This is a genomic window from Mycobacterium sp. JS623 (assembly GCF_000328565.1).
Classification (GTDB): domain Bacteria; phylum Actinomycetota; class Actinomycetes; order Mycobacteriales; family Mycobacteriaceae; genus Mycobacterium.
The window spans coordinates 214,675-233,458 of the sequence record NC_019966.1; the positions used below are offsets into that span (position 1 = coordinate 214,675).

Here is an 18,784-nt window from a genome sequence, read left to right on the forward strand (position 1 = left end):
TCGAGTAGCCACTTGTGGTTGGGTACTTTTGGCTAAGTTACCCACCAGTAACTGGACCGAACTATACCCATCAGTAACTACAACTCAAACCTTCCCGGAGCAATTTCCGATGGCTAAGTAACCCAGTGGTTGGCCGGGAGCCCAAAACCGCAGTTGACAGGTGTCTGAACTGCATATTCGCCCTGGTGTGAGCTTCATCACGACCTGTAGATAGGCTGTCCGGATGCTTCGCGTCGCGGTGTGGGGAACGGGCAATATGGGTGCCACAGCAATCAGGTCCGCGGTGGCCTTTCCGGGCTTGCGACTATCCGGCGTGATCACGTCTTCGCCGGATAAAGCGGAAAAGGACGCCGCGACCTTCGCGCGACTCGAGACCGCGACCGGCGCCTTGGCAACCACCGACGTCGACGCCGCACTGGCCGCGTGCGACGCGGTGGCCTACATGGCGTCGGGCGACATCCGGCCCGACGACGCCGTCAACGACATCGCCCGCTGCCTGCGGACGGGCAAGCACGTCGTCACGCCGTCCCTGTACTCCCTCTATGACCCGCGGTCCGCGCCGCCGGAGTGGGTCGAGCGCCTGACCGCGGCCGCCGAGGACGGCGGGGCCTCATTACTAGTCAGTGGCGTCGACCCGGGCTGGGGCAACGACGCACTGGCCATCATCGCCGCGGGGCTGTGCACCCGGATCAAGACCATCAACTGCCAAGAGATCTTCGACTACTCGACGTACAACCAGCCGTATGCGGTCAAGGTGTCGTGCGGGTTCGGCGGATCGATGGAAGAGGTGCCGATGATGCTGCTGCCGTCCATCCCGACCATGGTCTGGGGCGGCAACATCCGATTGATCGCGCGCGGTCTCGGCCTGGAGATCGACGAGATCACCGAGGAAGTCGAGCGGCTGCCGCTCGAGGAGTCCGTCGACACCGTGATGGGCCGGTTCGAGAAGGGCACGCAGGGTGCGTTCTGGCTTAAGGTGATCGGCAAGTCGAAGGGGCGGGAACGCGTCATCATCGACCACATCACCCGGATCCACCGGTCGTGCGCTCCGCACTGGCCGCAGCCGGATGAAGGTGTCGGCGACCACCGGGTGATCATCGACGGCGATCCGCAACTCACCATCGTCAGCCGCGCCGACGTCCCCGGCGGCACCCGCGCCGACGGCGGCAACACAACCGCCGCCAACCGTCTGCTCGGAGCCCTCAACTGGCTGGCGCACCAAAAGCCGGGCATCTACGACGGGCTGGCCGTGCCGATGCAGTCAACGCTGCCGCCTGAGGTGGAAGCTACGCGCTGGGCTGACTGACGTCTGCGACGGATTCTGCCTCGTCCGACGGAGATTCCGCATCGGGTAGCTGGCCCACGAGATACTCGGCCAGCCCACCGATGGTCGGATAGTCGAATACCGCGGTCGCATTGATCGTGAACTTGCCGCCGAACTGGCTGTGCAGCCGGTTGCGGAGTTCGATCGCCATCAGCGAGTCCGTACCCAGGTCCAGGAATCGACTGGTTGCGGCGGGCGGTTGCGCCAGCCGCAGGAAGGTCTGCACCTCGCGCTGAAGGAATTCGGTGACGAAGCCAGCGCGCTGCGGCACCGGTATCTCCATCAGCCGCTTGAGCAACTCACTGTCACCGGTCACTTCTCCGACGGCGCTGGGCAACACTAGGTCGAGGATGGGCGGCCGCGAACTGCCAAGCACCTTCGCCGCACGCTGCCAATTGGCATTGATGACAGTTGCCTGGCCCGTTCCATTCGCGACGACCTCGGCGAGGGCACCGAGTGCGGCCGAGGGTTGCAGCGGAATCAGGCCTTGGGCACTGATATTGGCGCTGGCGGTCTCCGAGGAGGCCATGCCGCCTTGTGCCCAGGGACCGAAGTTCACACCCGTGGCTGGCAACCCCTGCGCGCTTCTCCGCGCGATAACACCGTCAAGCAGCGCATTAGCAGTCGCGTAGTTGGACTGACCCGGGGAACCGAACACGCTGGACACGGAGGACGACACGATGAAGAAGTCCAGCTCGTCATCCCTCGTCAGAAGATCCAGGTGGAAGGCACCGAATGCCTTGGGCGCCAACGTCGTTCGGAATCGCTCCACGCTCTGCTGCGACAGCAACGCATCGTCGAGCACGCCCGCCAGATGTACCACTCCGGCCAGGGCCGGTAACTGCCCCCGAATCCGTTCCAGCAGCTTGGCAACCTCGGACTCGTCGCCGACATCGGCGGCGAAGGTGTGGATGCGGCACTTGTAGCGCTCGATGATCTCCTCGATCACCTGTTGCGCGGCCGCATCGGGTGCCCGCCGGCTGGTCAACACGATGTCACCGGCACCGCGTTGCGCCAGATACGACGCCGTGTGCAGACCGATCGCACCGAGTCCGCCCGTGACCAGATAGCTTCGATCGGCCCGCGGCTGCAACGGATTCGGTATCTGCACCACGATCTTTCCGATGTGCCGCGCCTGCTGCATGCGGCGGAACGCCGCCCTTGCTTCTGTCAGCGGATAGATCTCCGCGGGCAGTGGTGTCCATTCGCCGTTGGCCAGCCCGTCCGAAACTTCGGTCAGCAAGCCACGAATACGCTCGGGCTCTTGGAACGTCACCGTGTCCAGCGCGACGATCTCGTAGGCGATATCGGGGCGGGCCGCCGCCATCTGCTCAGGTGTCCAGATGTCGCGCTTGGCGATCTCGGCGAAGCGGCCATTTGTGGCGGTGGCCCGCACGGTGGCTTCGATGAAGCCCTCGTTGGTCAGACTGTTGAGCACCACATCCACGCCCTTGCCGTCGGTGTCGGCAAGGATTTGGTCGGCGAAATCCGTACTGCGCGAATCGTAGACGTATTCCACTCCCAGCTTGCGCAGCGTCGCGCGTTTGTACGTGCTGGCAGTCGCGAAGACGACAGCGCCGTGCTGTTGTGCCATCTGGATGGCGGCCAGGCCGACGCCACCGCTCGCGGCGTGGACGAGTACACGCTCACCGGGCTTCAGTTGCGCCCAGTCGAATGCGAGTCGGGCCGTGAGCGCCGCAGCGGGAATGGTGGCAGCCGCTACCGGGCTCACCCCGTCGGGAATCGGTGCCAGCAACTGCGCGGGCACGTTGAACCGCGTGGCGAACGCGCCCTGCATGAAGCCGTAGACGCGTTGACCGATCTCGAGTCCGGTTACGCCGCTACCTAATTGGGTGACGGTGCCCGCGAAGTCGCCGCCGATCGGTCCTGGGTCGCCAGGGTAGAGACCAAGGACGTTGAGCACATCGCGGAAGTTGAGGCCCGCGGCCTCCACCCGCACTTGCACGTACCCCACGTCCGGGTCCGGCACATCCGACTCGGTGAGACGCAGGTTGTCGATGGCGCCGCGTTCGGTGGGCGCCAGGACGTAATCGGTTGACCTTGGCACGGTGAGATGACCGCTGCGCGCCCATGGCAACAACCGTGAGGCCAGCAGCTTTCCTTGTCGCAGCGCAAGTTCCGGTTCGTGTGGGGCCGGGTCCTGGGTGGCGATGAGGTTCGCCAGTGCATGCACGGCTTCTGGCGATCCGTCACTGTCGACCAGTCTGCAGCGCAGCGCCGGTTCCTCGTTGATCGTGGTGCGTCCGAATCCCCACAGCGCCGCCTGCACCGGGTCGACCGGTTCACCGGATTCCGTGGCCACCGCCCGCTCGGTGACGATCCACAGACCATTCGGAAGTTTCAGCGTGCCGTTCTGCACGGTGTGCACGACGCTGAGCAGGTTGGCGATCTCGGTCTCGAGTCGCGCTGTGGCGTCGGCGGTCGATTCGTCTGGCCTCGGCGCGCTACCGTGCCACACGACGCCGGAAAACCCCACCCCGCGTTCGTGTGCCTGCGCGAGTACCTGGCCCAAGAGCTCTGCATCGACAGTCCGGTCGAACGGGATGCAGCCAGGCACCATGTCGGCCAATCCATCAAAATTGGCGATCAGCCATGTGCCGCTGACATTTACGTCGCTTGGCGCCGGCGGCGGAACCTCGTGCCAGCCAAGGGTGTAGAGCAGCCGGGTGGCGTCGCCGCCGAGGCCGCGCAACAATGCCTCACGCGGTGCGCGTTTGACAGTGAACTCGCGAATCCCGCCGAGCTGGCGGCCATCCCGATCGACGAAATCGAGGTCGAAGACCTGGGTTTCGCTGTTGAGTTCGCTGCTGCGCCAGCTTGCACGGCAATAGAACCGCCGAGGCATCTTCTCCTTCAGCATCACCTGGCCGTACCGCAGCGGCAAGAACAGATCGTGCACGCCCTGCTCGGCCGCGAGTAATGCGGGGAACGCCGGGAATGCGACGCCGGTGCACAGGTCCATCAGCACGGGGTGCATCGGCTCGCTTCCGAGCTGCTCGGCCAGTTCTTCGCCGACGAAGATGTCGCCGATCGCCTCGCCCTCACCGAGCCATAGTGACTTCAGGGAGCCGGACCAGGTCGGCCCCCACGCCAACTCCATGTCGGAGAAGGTCTCGAACAACTCCTGCGGGCGCATGCGGTTGCACCGCTCGATCACCTCGTCGATGGCGTCGGCTGGCGACTGCTCGTCATCGACACCGGTGACGACGGTGCCGTCGGCGTTCAATGACCAGTCGGCGCCGCGGTCACCGTACGGGCGGCTGTGCACCTGGAATTTCCACTCGCCATCGGTCCCGCTCGGGTGCTCCAGCGGGTGCAAGGTCAGCTGCACCTCGCGAGAACTCTTCTCCGGCAGGATGATCGGCTCGTAGAAGAAGACTTCCTTTGCCCGCGCCGGTGTACCAACTGCGGCCAAGGCCATCGCCGCGTATGTCGCGCCGGGGACGACAACGGTGCCGTAGATGACGTGATCGGCAAGCCATGGCTGCGACTTCACGGACAACCGGCTGGTGTAGACGGAGTCGCCGGAAGCGAGATCCTTTGCACTGCCGAGAATTCCGGATGCCGATGGGCCGTCCATCGTAATTGCGGATGTCTTGGGCCAGAACCGGCGGCGCTGGAACGGATAGGTGGGCAGTTCGACCCTGCGACCGGGCTGGTGATGCAGCACGCCGAAGTCGGGGTGGTGGCCACCGACGTAGGCCGCGGCCAGCGCGTCGGCGATTTGGCGTCGGTCACCAACGCCCTTGCGCAGCGAGACGATTGCCCGCGGCGCGGCCAGGTGCTCCGGCCATACGTGCACTGCGGCCCCGGTCAACACCGGTTGCGGACCGATCTCCATCAGCACCGAGCAGCCCAGCGCCGCCACCGTCCGCACGCTTTCCGCGAATTGCACGGGCTGGCGCGAATGCCGTCGCCAGTATTGGGCGTCGAGCGGGGTCTGTGCGGTGAGCACAGCGCCGGTGCGGTTGCAGACCAGAGGCAACGTCGGCGCAGCAAACTGCATTTGGGCTGCGTACGACTCGAATTCGTCGAGCACCGGATCCAGCAATTCCGAGTGGAACGCATGGCTGGTGTCCAGCCAGGTGCAGCGGATCCCGTCTTCGCCGAATTTGGCGACTATCTGTTCGAGATCCTCACCGGGACCCGAAAGCACGGTGTTTGGTCCGTTGTAGGCGCCGACCGATACTCGGGGGAACTCGCCGCTGGTCTCCTCGACGTGTTTGGGGTCGGCAAATACCGCCACCATTCGGCCGCCTTGGGGCAGGCTGCCGAACATCCGGCCGCGCTCCGCCATCAGCCGTGCGCCGTCCTCGAGACTGAAGACGCCCGCCACGCAGGCTGCTGCGTACTGGCCGACGCTGTGCCCCAACACCACATCAGGCTCGATGCCCCACGATTGCCACAGCCGGGCCAGCCCCATTTCGACCGCGAACAGTGCCGCCTGAGCAAACGATGTGTGCCGCAGTGCTTCTCCGGTTTCGCGGTCGGTGGCGAACAGCACCTCTAGCAAGGGACGCGGCAGGATGCCCTCCACGGCGTCCGCGCATCGTGTCACGGTCTCCGCGAAAACCGGTTCAGCTCCGAACAACTCGCGTGCCATCCCCGGATACTGGCTACCCTGTCCGGTGAACAACCAAGCCGTGGTCGGATGGTGCGTGTGCTCGCCACGCATGACACCGGGTCGGACCCGGTTCTCGGCCAGGTCGGCCAGGCCCTCGCGCGCGCCTTCGACCGAATCCACGACGAGTGCGGCGCGGTGTTCAAAATGCGAACGACCCGTCCCAGCGGTCAGGCATGCGGCGGCAAGGTCGACATCGGGGTGGGCGCTCAACCAAGTCGCGTAACGCTGCGCCAACTCCGACAGTGCTTCCGGTGACCGTGCAGACATCGGCAGCACGTGGACCGGCCGCTCGGGGGTGTCCGACTCCGGGGCCGCCGGCTGTGGTGGCGCCTCCTCGATCAGCACGTGCGCGTTCGTGCCGGTGAACCCGAAGGAGCTCACACCTGCACGCCGGGGCCTGCCGTTGGCTTGCCACGGGATCGCCTTGTCCACCACCCGCACCGGCAACGACTCCCACGGGATATGAGGAGACGGGGTCTCGAAGTGCAGGCTTTTGGGCAGCATTTCGTGCTGTAGCGACAACACGACCTTGATCAGACCGGCTGCCCCGGAGGCCGATTCGAGGTGGCCGATGTTGGACTTCACCGAACCCATCAGCAACGGACGGTCCGCGTCGCGCGAGGCTCCGTAGGCGGCCGCGGCCGCCTGTACCTCGATGGGATCACCCAGGGGGGTGCCCGTGCCGTGTGCCTCGAGGTAGTCGACATCGCCGCCTGCGAGTCCGGCGCGTGCCAGCGCCGCCCCGATAAGCCGTTGCTGTGCACCGCCATTGGGGACGGTCAAACCGCTGGAGGCGCCGTCCTGGTTGACCGCGCTACTGGAAATGACCGCGCATACCCGATCACCGTCGCGCACCGCGTCAGTCAGCCTCTTGAGGACGAGGATTCCGCAGCCTTCGCTACGCACATAGCCGTCGGCGGAGGCATCGAAGGTTTTGCACCGCCCGACGGGCGAAAGCATCCTGGCCCGGGACGCGGCGACGGCTGTCACCGGGCTGAGCAAGACGTTGACACCGCCGGCCAACGCCAAGTCGCAGTCACCGGAGCGCAATGCCTGACAGGCCTGATGGACGGCGACCAACGCCGAACTGCATGCGGTATCGACCGCCACCGCAGGCCCTTCGAGTCCAAGCGCGAAGGCAACCCGACCGGAAATGGCGTTGAGCGCATTGCCGGTGATGAAGTGGGGTTCGATTCTGTCGATCGACTCCGACGACAGCAGATGCGCATACTCGTTGGCGGCCACCCCGACGAAGATTCCGGTTCGACTGCCGCGCAACGTCCCTGGCGCGTAGCCGGCCCGCTCGAGACCCTCCCAGACCGTTTCCAGCATCAGCCGCTGCTGCGGCTCGATCCACACAGCTTCGCGCGGCGAGATGCCGAAGAACTCGGGATCGAATCCGTCGATGCCGTCGAGGAATCCGCCGAAACGCGTATAGGTCTTGCCCGGCGTCTCTGGATCGGGGTCGTAGAACTCGTCGATGTCGAAGCGGTCGTCCGGGACTTCCCGAATCACATCAACACCGCCGGACAGCACGTCCCAGAACGCTTCGGGATCAGGCGCGCCAGGGAATCGGCACGACACCGCGACGATCGCGACGGGCTCGTTGATGCCCGTGGTCACCACGGGCTGCGGTGGCGCTGGGGACGCCTGCTCGGTGAGTCCGAGCACCTCGCCCAGCAGGTAGTCGGCGGCGTCGGACAGACGCGGGTGATCCATCACCAGTGTGACGGGAATCTCGCGGCCAACTGCTTGTTCGAGGCGGCGCCGCAATTCGACGGCCATCAGCGAATCCATGCCGAGGTCGAAGAACCCGGCATCCTCGCGGATCTCCGCGGCATCGACGCGCGTCACCTCTGCGACCGCATCGCGCAGGTAATCGGTCAAGAGCCGCTTTCGTTGCTGCACAGGGGCACTCGCGAGCCGCTCGACGAGTTGGGTCTTCTTCCCGGATGCGGCCGGCGCGGTGGCCGTCAGTTGGGTGGGCACCTCGCGCTCCAACTCGGCCAGGAATGCCCGCCGCCCGGCTTGCTGGTACAGCGGCAGGAACCGGGCCCAGTCGATCCTCGCGACCACTCCCTGCTCTGAAGACGCTGTCACCACGTTGGCCATACCAGCCAGTGCATCGGCAGGTGACAACGTCGCGACCCCGCGTTGATCCAGTCGCGCACGAGACTCCGCGTCGGCCATGCCCACCGACCAGGGTCCGAAGTTGACGCTGACCCCGGAGATGCCCTGCTCGCGCAACCGCCAAGCCAGTCCGTCGAGGAACGCGTTCGCGGCGCCGTAGGCGGTTTGACCGAATCCGCCCCATACCGAGGCAATCGACGAGGTACAGATGAAGAAGTCGAGCTGCAGGTCCGCTGCCGCCTCACTCAAATGCCAAGCGCCCCAGACCTTCCCGGCAAATACGCGATCCAGTTCGGCGTCGTCGAGATCACTCAGTGGGGTGGTGCCGATTTCGCCCGCGGCATGGACGATGCCGGTCAGGGGCGGCAGCTCGGCCCGCACGCTTGCCAACAGGCGTGCGACCCCATGCGCGTCCCCGACATCGGCGGTGATGACCCGGATCTCGCAGTCGTACTGTTCGGCCAGCGAATCGATGCGCTGTTGTGCGGCCTCACTCGGTGCGCCTCGACTGGTCAGCACCAGATGCTGGGCGCCGTGTGCGGCCAGGTACCCGGCGATCTCCAGGCCGATGGCTCCCAGCCCGCCGGTCACCAAATACGTTGCGTTGGAACGAACTTTCAGCTGGGTGCCGGTCAGCTCGTCATCCCGACGAACCAGTCGAGGGACGTAGACCGCCTGACCACGCACCGCGATAAGGTCTTCGATCACCTCCGAACCGCGCGGCATCGTGATGCGGTTGATGAGCCGTGACCATTCCTCCGTGGTGCCTTCGGACAGATCCGCCAGCCCGCCCCACACGTGCGGAAGCTCCAGCGACGCGGCACGGCCGAACCCCCACAGGCAACTTTGATCCGGTGCCACGGTGTCGCTTTCAGTGGCGCGCTGTGCGCTACGGGTGACCACCCAGATTGGTCTGCGCAGTTCCGCGGCGGCTGCGGCGCGGAAGAGCCGCCGAGTTCCGCCAAGGATCCTGTGCTGCATCCGCAAAAGTGACCGCATCGACGGAGCGGTAGAGGAGTCCAGCGCCGCGACATGCACGATGCGCAGCGTCGAATCATCCAATGCCGCAGCGTGTAACGCGTCCGCGAGCTTTTCCCCATCCGCATCCGACGCTGGCAATCCGAGGATCCGGTGCCGGTGGCCGCGTGCAGTCAGCGCCTCGACCAGAGGCTGGGTTTCCTCGGTGTCCTCGCCGATCAGGATCCAGGTGGATCCGTCGCCGGCTGGCGAGCTGGAGTGGGGAGTGGTGGATTGCTCCCAGCGGATCTCATAGCAGTCATCCGCAATCGACTGCGTCGCACGTTGCTGGTTGTGTTGTGCCGCAAGCCTAGTAAGCACGTTCAGGGTCTGTTGGTCGCCGCTGCCACCGTCGAGCAGCGTCGCGAGTTCCTCGATCCGCCCGTCCTCGAGCAGGCGAAGGGCCTGGGTCCGCGCGGCAACGGGAAGTTGCGCGTCGGCTTGCTGCTCACCTTCATCTCTATTGTCGAGGAACCAGTACTGCCGGCGCTCGAACGGATAGGTGGGCAGGTCGACCTTTCGTGCTGGACCTTGTTGGATAGCAACGAAGTTCGGTTGGTGGCCCATAACATACGCATCAGCAACTGCTTCGGTGATTTGCCGGTGGTCGGCGGCGGTTCGGCGCAGAGAAGTGATCACCCGCGGTACGGTGGCCGGATCAGGCCATGTGCCAAGGGCCGCGGCGGTCAGCACCGGCCGCGGCCCGATCTCGAGCAACAGCTTGCAGTTCAGATCGGCAAGGGTGCGCACGCTCTTGGCGAATTCCACCGGTTGTCGCGCGTGACGGCGCCAGTATGCGCCGTCGAGCTTCACGCTCCTGCCGAGCGGGGCGCCGGTACGGTTGTCGATCAGGATCCGTTGCGGCGTCATGAAATCGAATCGGTCGGCATAGGACTGGAATTCGTCAAAAATCGGATCCAGCAGCGCCGAGTGGAACGCGTGGCTGGTGTCCAACCAGTCACACCGAACACCGGCGGCGGCCAGTCCAGCCACTGCCTTCTCCAGATCCTCTGCAGGACCGGACAATACGGTGTTGGCACCGTTGTAGGCGGCGACCGACAGCCGTGGGAACTCGTCGGTGAGGTTCTCGACACGCTCGGAGTCGGTGAACACCGCGACCATCCGGCCGCCGGCAGGCAGACTGCCGAAGAGACGGCCGCGCTGGGCCATCAGCAGCGCGCCGTCGGTGAGACTGAACACGCCCGCGACGCACGCGGCCGAGTACTGGCCGACACTGTGTCCCAGCACCACGTCCGGCTCGAAACCCCACGACTGCCACAGGCGAGCCAAACCCATCTCCACTGCGAACAAGGCGGGCTGTGCGTATGAGGTCTGCCGTAGCAGCTCTTCGCCGTCAGGGCTGTCGGCATCGAAAATCACGTCAAGCAGCGGCTTTTCGAGGACGTCAGCGACTGCGGTCGCGCAACGAATCAGCACCTCGGCGAACAATGGCTCGGTGTCGAACAACTCTCGCGCCATGCCGGGGTACTGGCTGCCCTGACCGGTGAACAGCCACGCCGTCTTCGGTGCCTCGTGGGATTCTCCGCGAACCAACCCGGGCGCCGGGCGGTCCTCGGCGAGCGCGCCGAGCAGCTCGATGGCGGATTCCTTTGAGTTGACCACCAACGCGGCCCGATGCTCGAGGTGTGCACGTCCCGCCCCCGCGGTGAAGCACACATCCGCCAAGGTGGCCTCGGGGTGTGCGCCCAGCCAGTTGCGGTACTGATCGGCAAGCTGCGCCAACGCATTCGGCGTTCGCGCCGAAAGAGGAAGAATGCTGAAGCGTCGATCAGTGGGTTGCTCGACCGCAGCGGGTACCTCGGGCGCTACTGGGGCTTCTTCGAGGATGACGTGAGCGTTCGTCCCGGCGAAACCAAATGAGCTGACGCCCGCAATGCGTGGCCGGCCGTTGCGTTCCCAGGCGGTCGCCTCCTTGACAACCTGCACCGCAAGCCGATCCCACGGAATGTGCGGCGACGGGTTCTGAAAGTGGAGGTGCTGAGGCAGCAATTCGTTTTCGAGCGACAGGATGACCTTGATGACGCCCGCGATGCCCGCGGCCGCTTCCAGGTGTCCGATGTTCGTCTTCACCGAGCCGATCAACAGCGGATTGCCTGACTCGCGTCCAGCGCCGAGCACCTCACCGGCGGCCTGGGCCTCGATCGGGTCGCCGAGCGACGTTCCGGTGCCGTGTGCTTCCAGGTAGCCGACCTCGCTGGGTTTGACGCCGGCGCGCTTCAGCGCATCGGCGATAACCCGTTGCTGGGCAACACCGTTCGGAACCGTCAAGCCACCGGATGCGCCATCCTGATTGATCGCACTGCCGCGGATGACGGCCCGAATCCGGTCGCCGTCGCGGATCGCGTCCTCGAGGCGCTTGATGACGATGATGCCGCAACCCTCGCCGCGCACGTAGCCGTCGGCGGCCGCGTCGAACGTCTTGCACCGGCCGTCGGGCGCGAGCATGTGCGCGCTGGAGAAGGTGATCATGGTCGCCGGTGTGAGAAGGACGTTCGCACCGCCGGCCAGCGCGAGGTCACATTCTCCCAAGCGCAGCGCTTGGCACGCCTGGTGGATTGCCACCAGCGACGAACTGCACGCCGTGTCGACAGCTACGGCGGGGCCTTGCAGGCCCAACCGATAGCTGATCCGGCCCGCTGCTGCGGCATTGGACGTCCCAATGGCCATATAGGCCTCGATCTCGGGATAAGTCAGCTCGTCGGATGCCATGCCCAAGTAGTCGTGGGTGGCCAACCCGATGAACACACCGGTGTTGGTGTTGGCCAAAGCCGTTGGCGCAGTACCGGAATGCTCCACCGCGCGCCATGCCGTCTCCAACAAGAGCCGATGCTGCGGGTCCATCGACCTGACCTCGCGCGTCGACATGCCGAAGAACGGCGCGTCGAACCCCGTCACGTCATCGACGAAACCCGCACGGCGCGTCACGACCTTGCCGGGCACACCGGGTTCCGGGTCGAAGAACTCGTCGGCATTCCAGCGGTCCTTGGGCACGTCCGATACCGCGTCGCGGCCATCGCCCAGCACGTCCCAAAACCCGTCGGCATCCGGGGCGCCAGGAAAACGCGCCGCGTAGCCAACGATGGCAAAGCGCGCGGCCGGCCCGGTCGGATGTTCGGCGGATCCCATGCCGTTGTTCTCCTTACTCGGCAATCAGCTCAACGTGCTCAGCGGTCGGAATTACACCCAGCAGCACAACTTATGTAGCGCAGGTAACCAACGCCGACGCCCACTATTGCATGTGCACCTATGCGTGTGCGGCGTCGCTGTCAGGGGTTCGGCCGGCGCCGGACGACTGCTGTCGAACCGAGGGTATGTTGATTTCGCCAGGAGTGATACCGGAGCGGAGCCCGCCCAGCTGGAAGGATGACACGATTTGCGCATCGGCAAGATAACTGTTGGCGCACTTGATGAATGGTCGTTGACTTCGGGCTCGGTCACATCCTGGCATCCCACCGTCGCTGCTGCCGAAACGGCGCGACGCGCTCCGGTGAGTTCGGTGCCCGTCAGCTACATGCAGAGCCAACACCTTCGTAACTATTGTGATCGCACATCCGCAGGGCTGACCTTCTCCCGGCAAATCATTGCGGCCTGCGATGTGGCGGGCAAATGCGATATCTCGGCGATGGATCACGCCGTCAACGCATACATCCGCCGGCACGACACGTTCCGCAGTTGGTTCGAACAGACCGGCGACGGCGAGTTCATCCGGCATGCCATCACCGATCCGGCCGATATCGAATTCGTGCCGATCGATCAGGGTCACATGACGGTCGACGAAATACGCGCTCACGTCGTGGCCATCCCGAATCCCTTGGAGTGGGGCTGCTTCACTTTCGGGATAGCCCAGCACGAGAACCACTTCACATTCTTTGCCGCCATGGATCACGTGCACGGGGATGCGACATTGATTGGCACAACGATGTTGGAAGCCAACGGAATGTACTCGGCGCTGAGCGGCGGCGCTCAGGCCCTCACGCTTCCCGATGCCGGCAGCTTCGACGATTTCTGTGTCCGCGAGCGCGGGCAAACATCAGAGTTGACGCTGGATTCGCCCGGCGTGCGCGCGTGGATTGACTTCGCCGAGAACAACAATGGGAGCTTTCCCGAGTTCCCGCTGCCGCTGGGTAATCCCGACGAGTCGACCAGCAGCGGGATGACCTCAGAAATCCTGATGGACACGGCGCAGACGGAACACTTCGAATCCGCCTGCACCGCGGCCGGCGCGCGTTTCGTCGGCGGCTTGTTCGCTTGTCTGGGCCTGGTGGAGTACGAGCTCACCGGTGCCCTCACCTATTACGGCCTCACTCCGAGGGATTCCCGCACAGCTGGCGACAATTTCATGACGCAGGGCTGGTTCACCGGCTTGATCCCGATCACCGTCCCGATCGCGGCGACCTCGTTCAGCGAGGCCGCGTGGGCAGCGCAGGCGTCATTCGATTCGGGCCTGGACCTGTCGCGAGTGCCGTACTACCGGGTCTTGGAGTTGGCGCCATGGTTGAACTGGCCCCAGCCGAATTTTCCGGTGTCGAACTTTCTGCACGGCGGGGCAGCTCCGCTCAACGCCATCCTCGCGGCAGCCGACATGGGTCTTGCGAACAACATCGGGATCTACCCCGACGGCCGGTACTCCTACCAGCTGACGATCTACATATTCAGGTACGGGGAGGGCACGGTCATGGCGATCATGCATCCCGACAACCCGGTGGCCCAGAAATCAGTTACCCGCTACATGGAGGCCATGAAGTCGGTGTGCGTGCGGGTCGCTGACAGCGGGGACTGGGGACGCGTCGCATAGCGTGAAGCGGCGCGATTTTCGGGTGAGGGTGAGGGCGATATGCAACGGCTAACCGATCTTGTGGTGCGGTGGCCCTGGGCGGTGATCGGGGTGTGGGTCGCGATCGCGATCGCCCTGCCGTTGACGTCACCGAGCCTGAACGAGATGGCGCAGCGGCACCCGCTGGCGCTTCTCCCCAGCGACGCCCCGTCGAGTGTGGCCGCGCGGCAGATGACCGAGGCGTTTCACGAATCGGGTTCAGACAACCTTCTCGTGGTTGCTTTCATCAACGAGAACGGGCTCAAACCCGCCGACGAAGCGGCTTACCGCAAGGTTGTCGACGCGCTGCACGACGACGTGACGGACGTCGTGATGGTTCAGGACTTCTTCACCACACCACAGTTGCGTCCTTTTCTGACAAGCAAAGACAAGACGACGTGGGTGCTGCCCGTCGGCCTTGCCGGCGAGTTGGGCACGCCGCGAGCCTTCGACGCCTACAACCGGGTTGCCGACGTCGTCAGACACAACGCCGCCGCCGACGGCCCGCTGACCGTGCACGTGACCGGACCCGCGGCCACCGTCGCGGACCTCACCGTCGCGGGCGAGCATGATCGGCTACCCATCGAGATAGCGATCGCGGTGCTGGTACTGCTCGTACTGCTGGTGGTTTACCGCAACCCTGTCACCATGCTGCTGCCATTGGCAGCCATCGGGACGTCCCTGGTGGTTGCTCAGGCCGTAGTGGCCCGAGTCTCTGAACTCTTCGGGCTTGGCGTGTCCAACCAGTCCGTCATATTTCTGAGCGCGATGATCGCAGGCGCGGGAACGGATTACGCAGTCTTTCTGATCAGCCGCTATCACGACTATCTGCGCCAAGGGGCAGAATTCAACGATGCGGTGCGGCGGGCGATGATCTCGGTCGGCAAGGTGATCACTGCGTCGGCCGCCACGGTCGCAATCACCTTTGTCGGGATCAGCTTCGCCCGGATGGGGGTGTTCTCCACGGTCGGTGTGGCGTGCGCGATCGGCGTCGCGGTGGCCTTCCTTGCCGCGATCACGTTGCTGCCGCCCATTCTGGTCTTGGCCGGGCCTCGCGGCTGGGTGAAGCCGAGGCGCGAACTGACCGCCCGACTGTGGCGACGTTCTGGGATACGCATCGTCCGGCGGCCAAAGACCCATCTGGTTGCCAGCGTCCTTGTCCTGGCCGTGCTCGCGGGCTGTGCGAGCTTCGTGCACTACAACTACGACGATCGCCAAGCCCTCGGGCCTTCGGTGTCCAGTTCGATCGGGTATGCCGCGCTGGAACGCCATTTCCCCATCAGCCAGGCCGTCGCCGAATACATCCTGGTTCAGTCACCGCGCGACCTGCGCACACCGCAGGCGCTCGCAGACCTCGAGCAGATGGCGCAGCGGGTCAGCCAACTGCCCAACATCGGCCTTGTCAGCGGCATCACCCGACCCACCGGCGTTGTGCCGCAGGAGTTCAGAGCCACCTATCAGGCCGGCATTGTCGGCGAGCGGATGGCCACCGGTTCGGCCCAGATCGATCAGCGCGCCGGCGACCTGAACCGACTCGCGAACGGGGCGGGCACGCTGGCCGACAGCCTCAGTGATGTGCGCGCTCAGATCAACCGAATCGCTCCCAGCATGCAGCGTCTGATTGACTCCTTCTCGTCGATGCGAAGCCAATTCGGCGGCGACAAGTTGGTCAAGCAGGTCGAGACGGCCGCCCAGCTGGTGCAGAGCATCAACGCGCTCGGCAACGCCATGGGCGTGAATTTCTCCGCCGTCAGGGACATGTTCGCGTGGGTGGGTCCGGTGCTGGCCGCGCTGAACGGCAACGCGATCTGCGATGCCAATCCCTCGTGCAGCGACACCCGCATCCAGTTTCAGAAGCTGGTCGATGCTCGAAACAACGGAAGCCTCGACCAGATCAACACTCTGGCCGGACAACTGCAGGGGTTCGGAGACAAGCAGTCCCTCGACTCAACGGTGAAGCAACTCAATGACGCGATGTCGAACTTCAGCTCGGCGGTGCGCTCGATGGGTCTCGACCGACCGGGAGGCTTGCAGGCGGGGCTGACGCAGGTCGAACAGAACGCGAATCGGTTGGCTGACGGGAGTCAGCAGGTGGCCGGCGGAGTCGATCAACTCGTCGGCCAGGTCAAGCTGATGGGCGCCGGACTCGACGAAGCGGCGGCGTTTCTGTTGGCGATGCGGCAGGATGCGGCGGATCCGTCGATGGCGGGATTCAACATTCCGTCGCAGATCCTCCAACTCGACGACTTCAAAAAGGCCGCGAAGGTATTCATCTCGCCGGACGGTCACTCCGCCCGGTACCTGGTGCAAACCACACTCAATCCGTTCAGCGCCGAAGCGATGGATCAGGTGAATGAGATCACCAACGCCGCCCGCAGCGCGCAACCGAATACCCAACTGGCGGACGCCAAGATAACGATGGGCGGGTATCCCGCTGCGCTGCGCGACACCCGCGACTACTACCAACACGACATCCGTTTCATCATCGTGGTGACCCTGATCGTCGTCCTACTGATTCTGATGGCGTTGTTGCGTGCGATTGTCGCGCCGCTCTACCTGGTTGGCTCCGTGGTCATCTCGTACTTTGCGGCACTGGGAATCAGCGTGCTGACATTTCAGTACCTCCTTGGCCAGCAACTGCATTGGAGCGTTCCCCCGCTGGCCTTCGTGGTATTAGTCGCGGTGGGTGCCGACTACAACATGCTTTTCGTGTCGCGAATGCGCGACGAATCGCCGCACGGCACGCGATTTGGCGTGATCCGTACCCTGAGTTCGACGGGCGGGGTGATCACTGCGGCGGGGCTGATCTTCGCCGCGTCCGTGGGCGGTCTGTTGTTCTCCAGCATCGGCATCGTGGTGCAGGGCGGCTTCATGATCGCTGTTGGAATCCTGCTAGACACGTTCGTGGTGCGCACCATCATGGTGCCCGCCATGGCAACCTTGGTGGGGCGGGCGAACTGGTGGCCATCACGATTGAGCATGTGGCGCACAGGCAGCGCCCAGGTCAGCGCGGCCTCGTGATGTGTGTGAGGCTACGAAACGGAACTCGACGAGTTAATATACGGACGGAACGTGACACCGACGACGCCGAAGCCCCAATCATCAATTCTCTCAATGCTGCACGGCCGTGCGAGCTTGCGGCCGAACGATGTGGCATTCACGTTCACCGATTACGCCGACGACGCGGCGGGCGTTCGCGAGAGCCTGACTTGGTCGCAGTTATCACGCCGAACAATGAATGTCGCGCGCGAGCTCCGTCCATATGGGTCGCGTGGTGACAGGGCGGTGATCCTGGCCCCGCAGGGCCTGGAGTACATCCTGGCGTTCCTGGGATCGATGCAAGCCGGATTCGTCGCGGTTCCGCTGCCGATGCCTCATCGCGGCTCAAGTCATGAGCGGGTCAGCGCGGTCGTTGGCGACACCAAGCCCGCGGTTGTTCTCACGACGTGCGCGGCCGCCGAAGACGTCGGTGACTATGTCGATCAGTCACCCATGGACAGCGTGCCAAAGATCGTCGAAATCGATTCCTTGAATCTGGATGCCGGCACCGGGACAAGTCTGACGCCGGCCGACGTGCCGAACATTGCGTATTTGCAATACAGTTCGGGTTCCACCCGCCAGCCGGCTGGCGTGATGCTCTCGCACCGCAACCTCCAGGTGAATTTCGACCAGTTAATGCGCAGCTTGTTCGCGGGTGCGCACGTCCAATCGACAACCGACCTTTCGATCGTGTCGTGGTTGCCCTTTTACCACGACATGGGTCTGGTGCTGGGCGTCTGCGCACCCATCCTGGGCGGCTATCGTGCCGAGCTGACGAGCCCGACTGGGTTTCTGGAGAAACCGGCCAGATGGATGCAAGCACTCGCGCAGACTCCGCACGCGTTTTCGGCGGCCCCTAACTTCGCCTTTGACTTGGCCGCCCGCAAGACCAAGGACAGTGACCTCGCCGGCCTCGACCTCGGCGGCGTGCTGGGCATCATCAACGGCGCTGAACGCGTCGAACCCGCCACCTTGGAACGCTTCGCAGATCGGTTCGCTCACTTCAATTTTCGCGACGACATGCTGCGGCCGTCGTACGGCATGGCGGAGGCCACGGTTTTCGTGACGAGCGGCACCTGGAGTGAATCGTCGCCGGCGACTCACTTCGATGTCGACGAGCTCGGCGCTGGCCGCGTTCGGCCATGCCCAGCTGGGAAGGGCGCGGCGGCGCTGGTCTCCTACGAACTGCCGCAGTCGCCGGTGGTGCGGATCGTCGACGTCGACACGAGCCGGGAATCCTCGCAGGACGTGGTCGGCGAGATCTGGGTGCAGGGCGAGAACGTCGCGAGCGGCTACTGGAGCAGACCGCCATCCGAGCAATCCTGCTTTGGCGCAACACTTGTCGAGCCTTCGCCCGGCACTCCCGATGGTCCGTGGCTGCGAACCGGCGACCTCGGGTTCATCTACAGAGGCGAGTTGTTCATCGTTGGCCGCATCAAGGATCTGCTGATCATCCGCGGGCGCAACCACCATCCCGAGGACATCGAGGCAACAGTCCAGGAGATCACCCGCGGTCGTGTCGCCGCGATATCGGTTCCGGTGAACAGCACCGAGAAGCTGGTCACCGTCATCGAGCTCAAGAAGCGAAGCGAACTCAACGACGACGCGGTGCGCTGGCTCAGTGCCGTCAAGACCGATGTCACCTCGGCGATATCCAATGCACACGGCCTCAATGTCGGCGATCTCGTTCTGGTGCCGCCCGGCTCGATTCCCACCACGACCAGCGGCAAGATCCGACGCGCCGCCTGCGCCGAGCAGTACCGGCAGGACCAATTCGTCCGGCTGGACGCCTGAG

The 18,784-nt window shown here is 64.6% G+C and carries 5 protein-coding genes; 4 read left to right on the top strand and 1 reads right to left on the bottom strand.

Annotated elements, in window-relative coordinates:
- Positions 1-223 precede the first annotated feature (223 nt).
- Entirely contained in the window at positions 224-1,306 is a 1,083-nt protein-coding gene (locus tag MYCSM_RS01010; RefSeq protein ID WP_015304255.1) for an NAD(P)H-dependent amine dehydrogenase family protein, read from the top strand.
- On the opposite strand, the gene MYCSM_RS01015 is transcribed toward MYCSM_RS01010, so the two are convergent.
- The gene (locus tag MYCSM_RS01015) at positions 1,287-12,263 is read right to left on the bottom strand and encodes a type I polyketide synthase (protein WP_015304256.1); all 10,977 of its coding nucleotides are present in this window, start codon (positions 12,261-12,263) and stop codon (positions 1,287-1,289) included. The genes MYCSM_RS01010 and MYCSM_RS01015 overlap by 20 nt on opposite strands.
- Before the next feature lie 247 nt (positions 12,264-12,510).
- Here MYCSM_RS01015 and MYCSM_RS01020 point away from each other — a divergent pair, with 247 nt between their 5' ends.
- The 3 genes from MYCSM_RS01020 to MYCSM_RS01030 are packed head-to-tail and all read left to right on the top strand — an operon-like array spanning position 12,511 to position 18,783.
- Entirely contained in the window at positions 12,511-13,932 is a 1,422-nt protein-coding gene (locus tag MYCSM_RS01020) for a condensation domain-containing protein (RefSeq protein WP_015304257.1), read from the top strand.
- A 39-nt stretch (positions 13,933-13,971) separates the two neighbouring features.
- Entirely contained in the window at positions 13,972-16,971 is a 3,000-nt protein-coding gene (locus MYCSM_RS01025) for an MMPL/RND family transporter (protein WP_015304258.1), read from the top strand.
- A 51-nt stretch (positions 16,972-17,022) separates the two neighbouring features.
- Positions 17,023-18,783 (top strand): AMP-binding protein, encoded by a 1,761-nt coding sequence (locus MYCSM_RS01030; protein ID WP_257720723.1) that lies wholly within the window; start codon positions 17,023-17,025, stop codon positions 18,781-18,783.
- The last annotated feature ends 1 nt before the right edge of the window (position 18,784 follow it).

Bases quoted from the DNA above. Each gene is read 5' to 3' on its own strand.
- MYCSM_RS01010 (WP_015304255.1), top strand. From the start codon at position 224: ATGCTTCGCGTCGCGGTGTGGGGAACGGGCAATATGGGTGCCACAGCA.
- MYCSM_RS01015 (WP_015304256.1), bottom strand. From the start codon at position 12,263: ATGGGATCCGCCGAACATCCGACCGGGCCGGCCGCGCGCTTTGCCATC.
- MYCSM_RS01025 (WP_015304258.1), top strand. From the start codon at position 13,972: ATGCAACGGCTAACCGATCTTGTGGTGCGGTGGCCCTGGGCGGTGATC.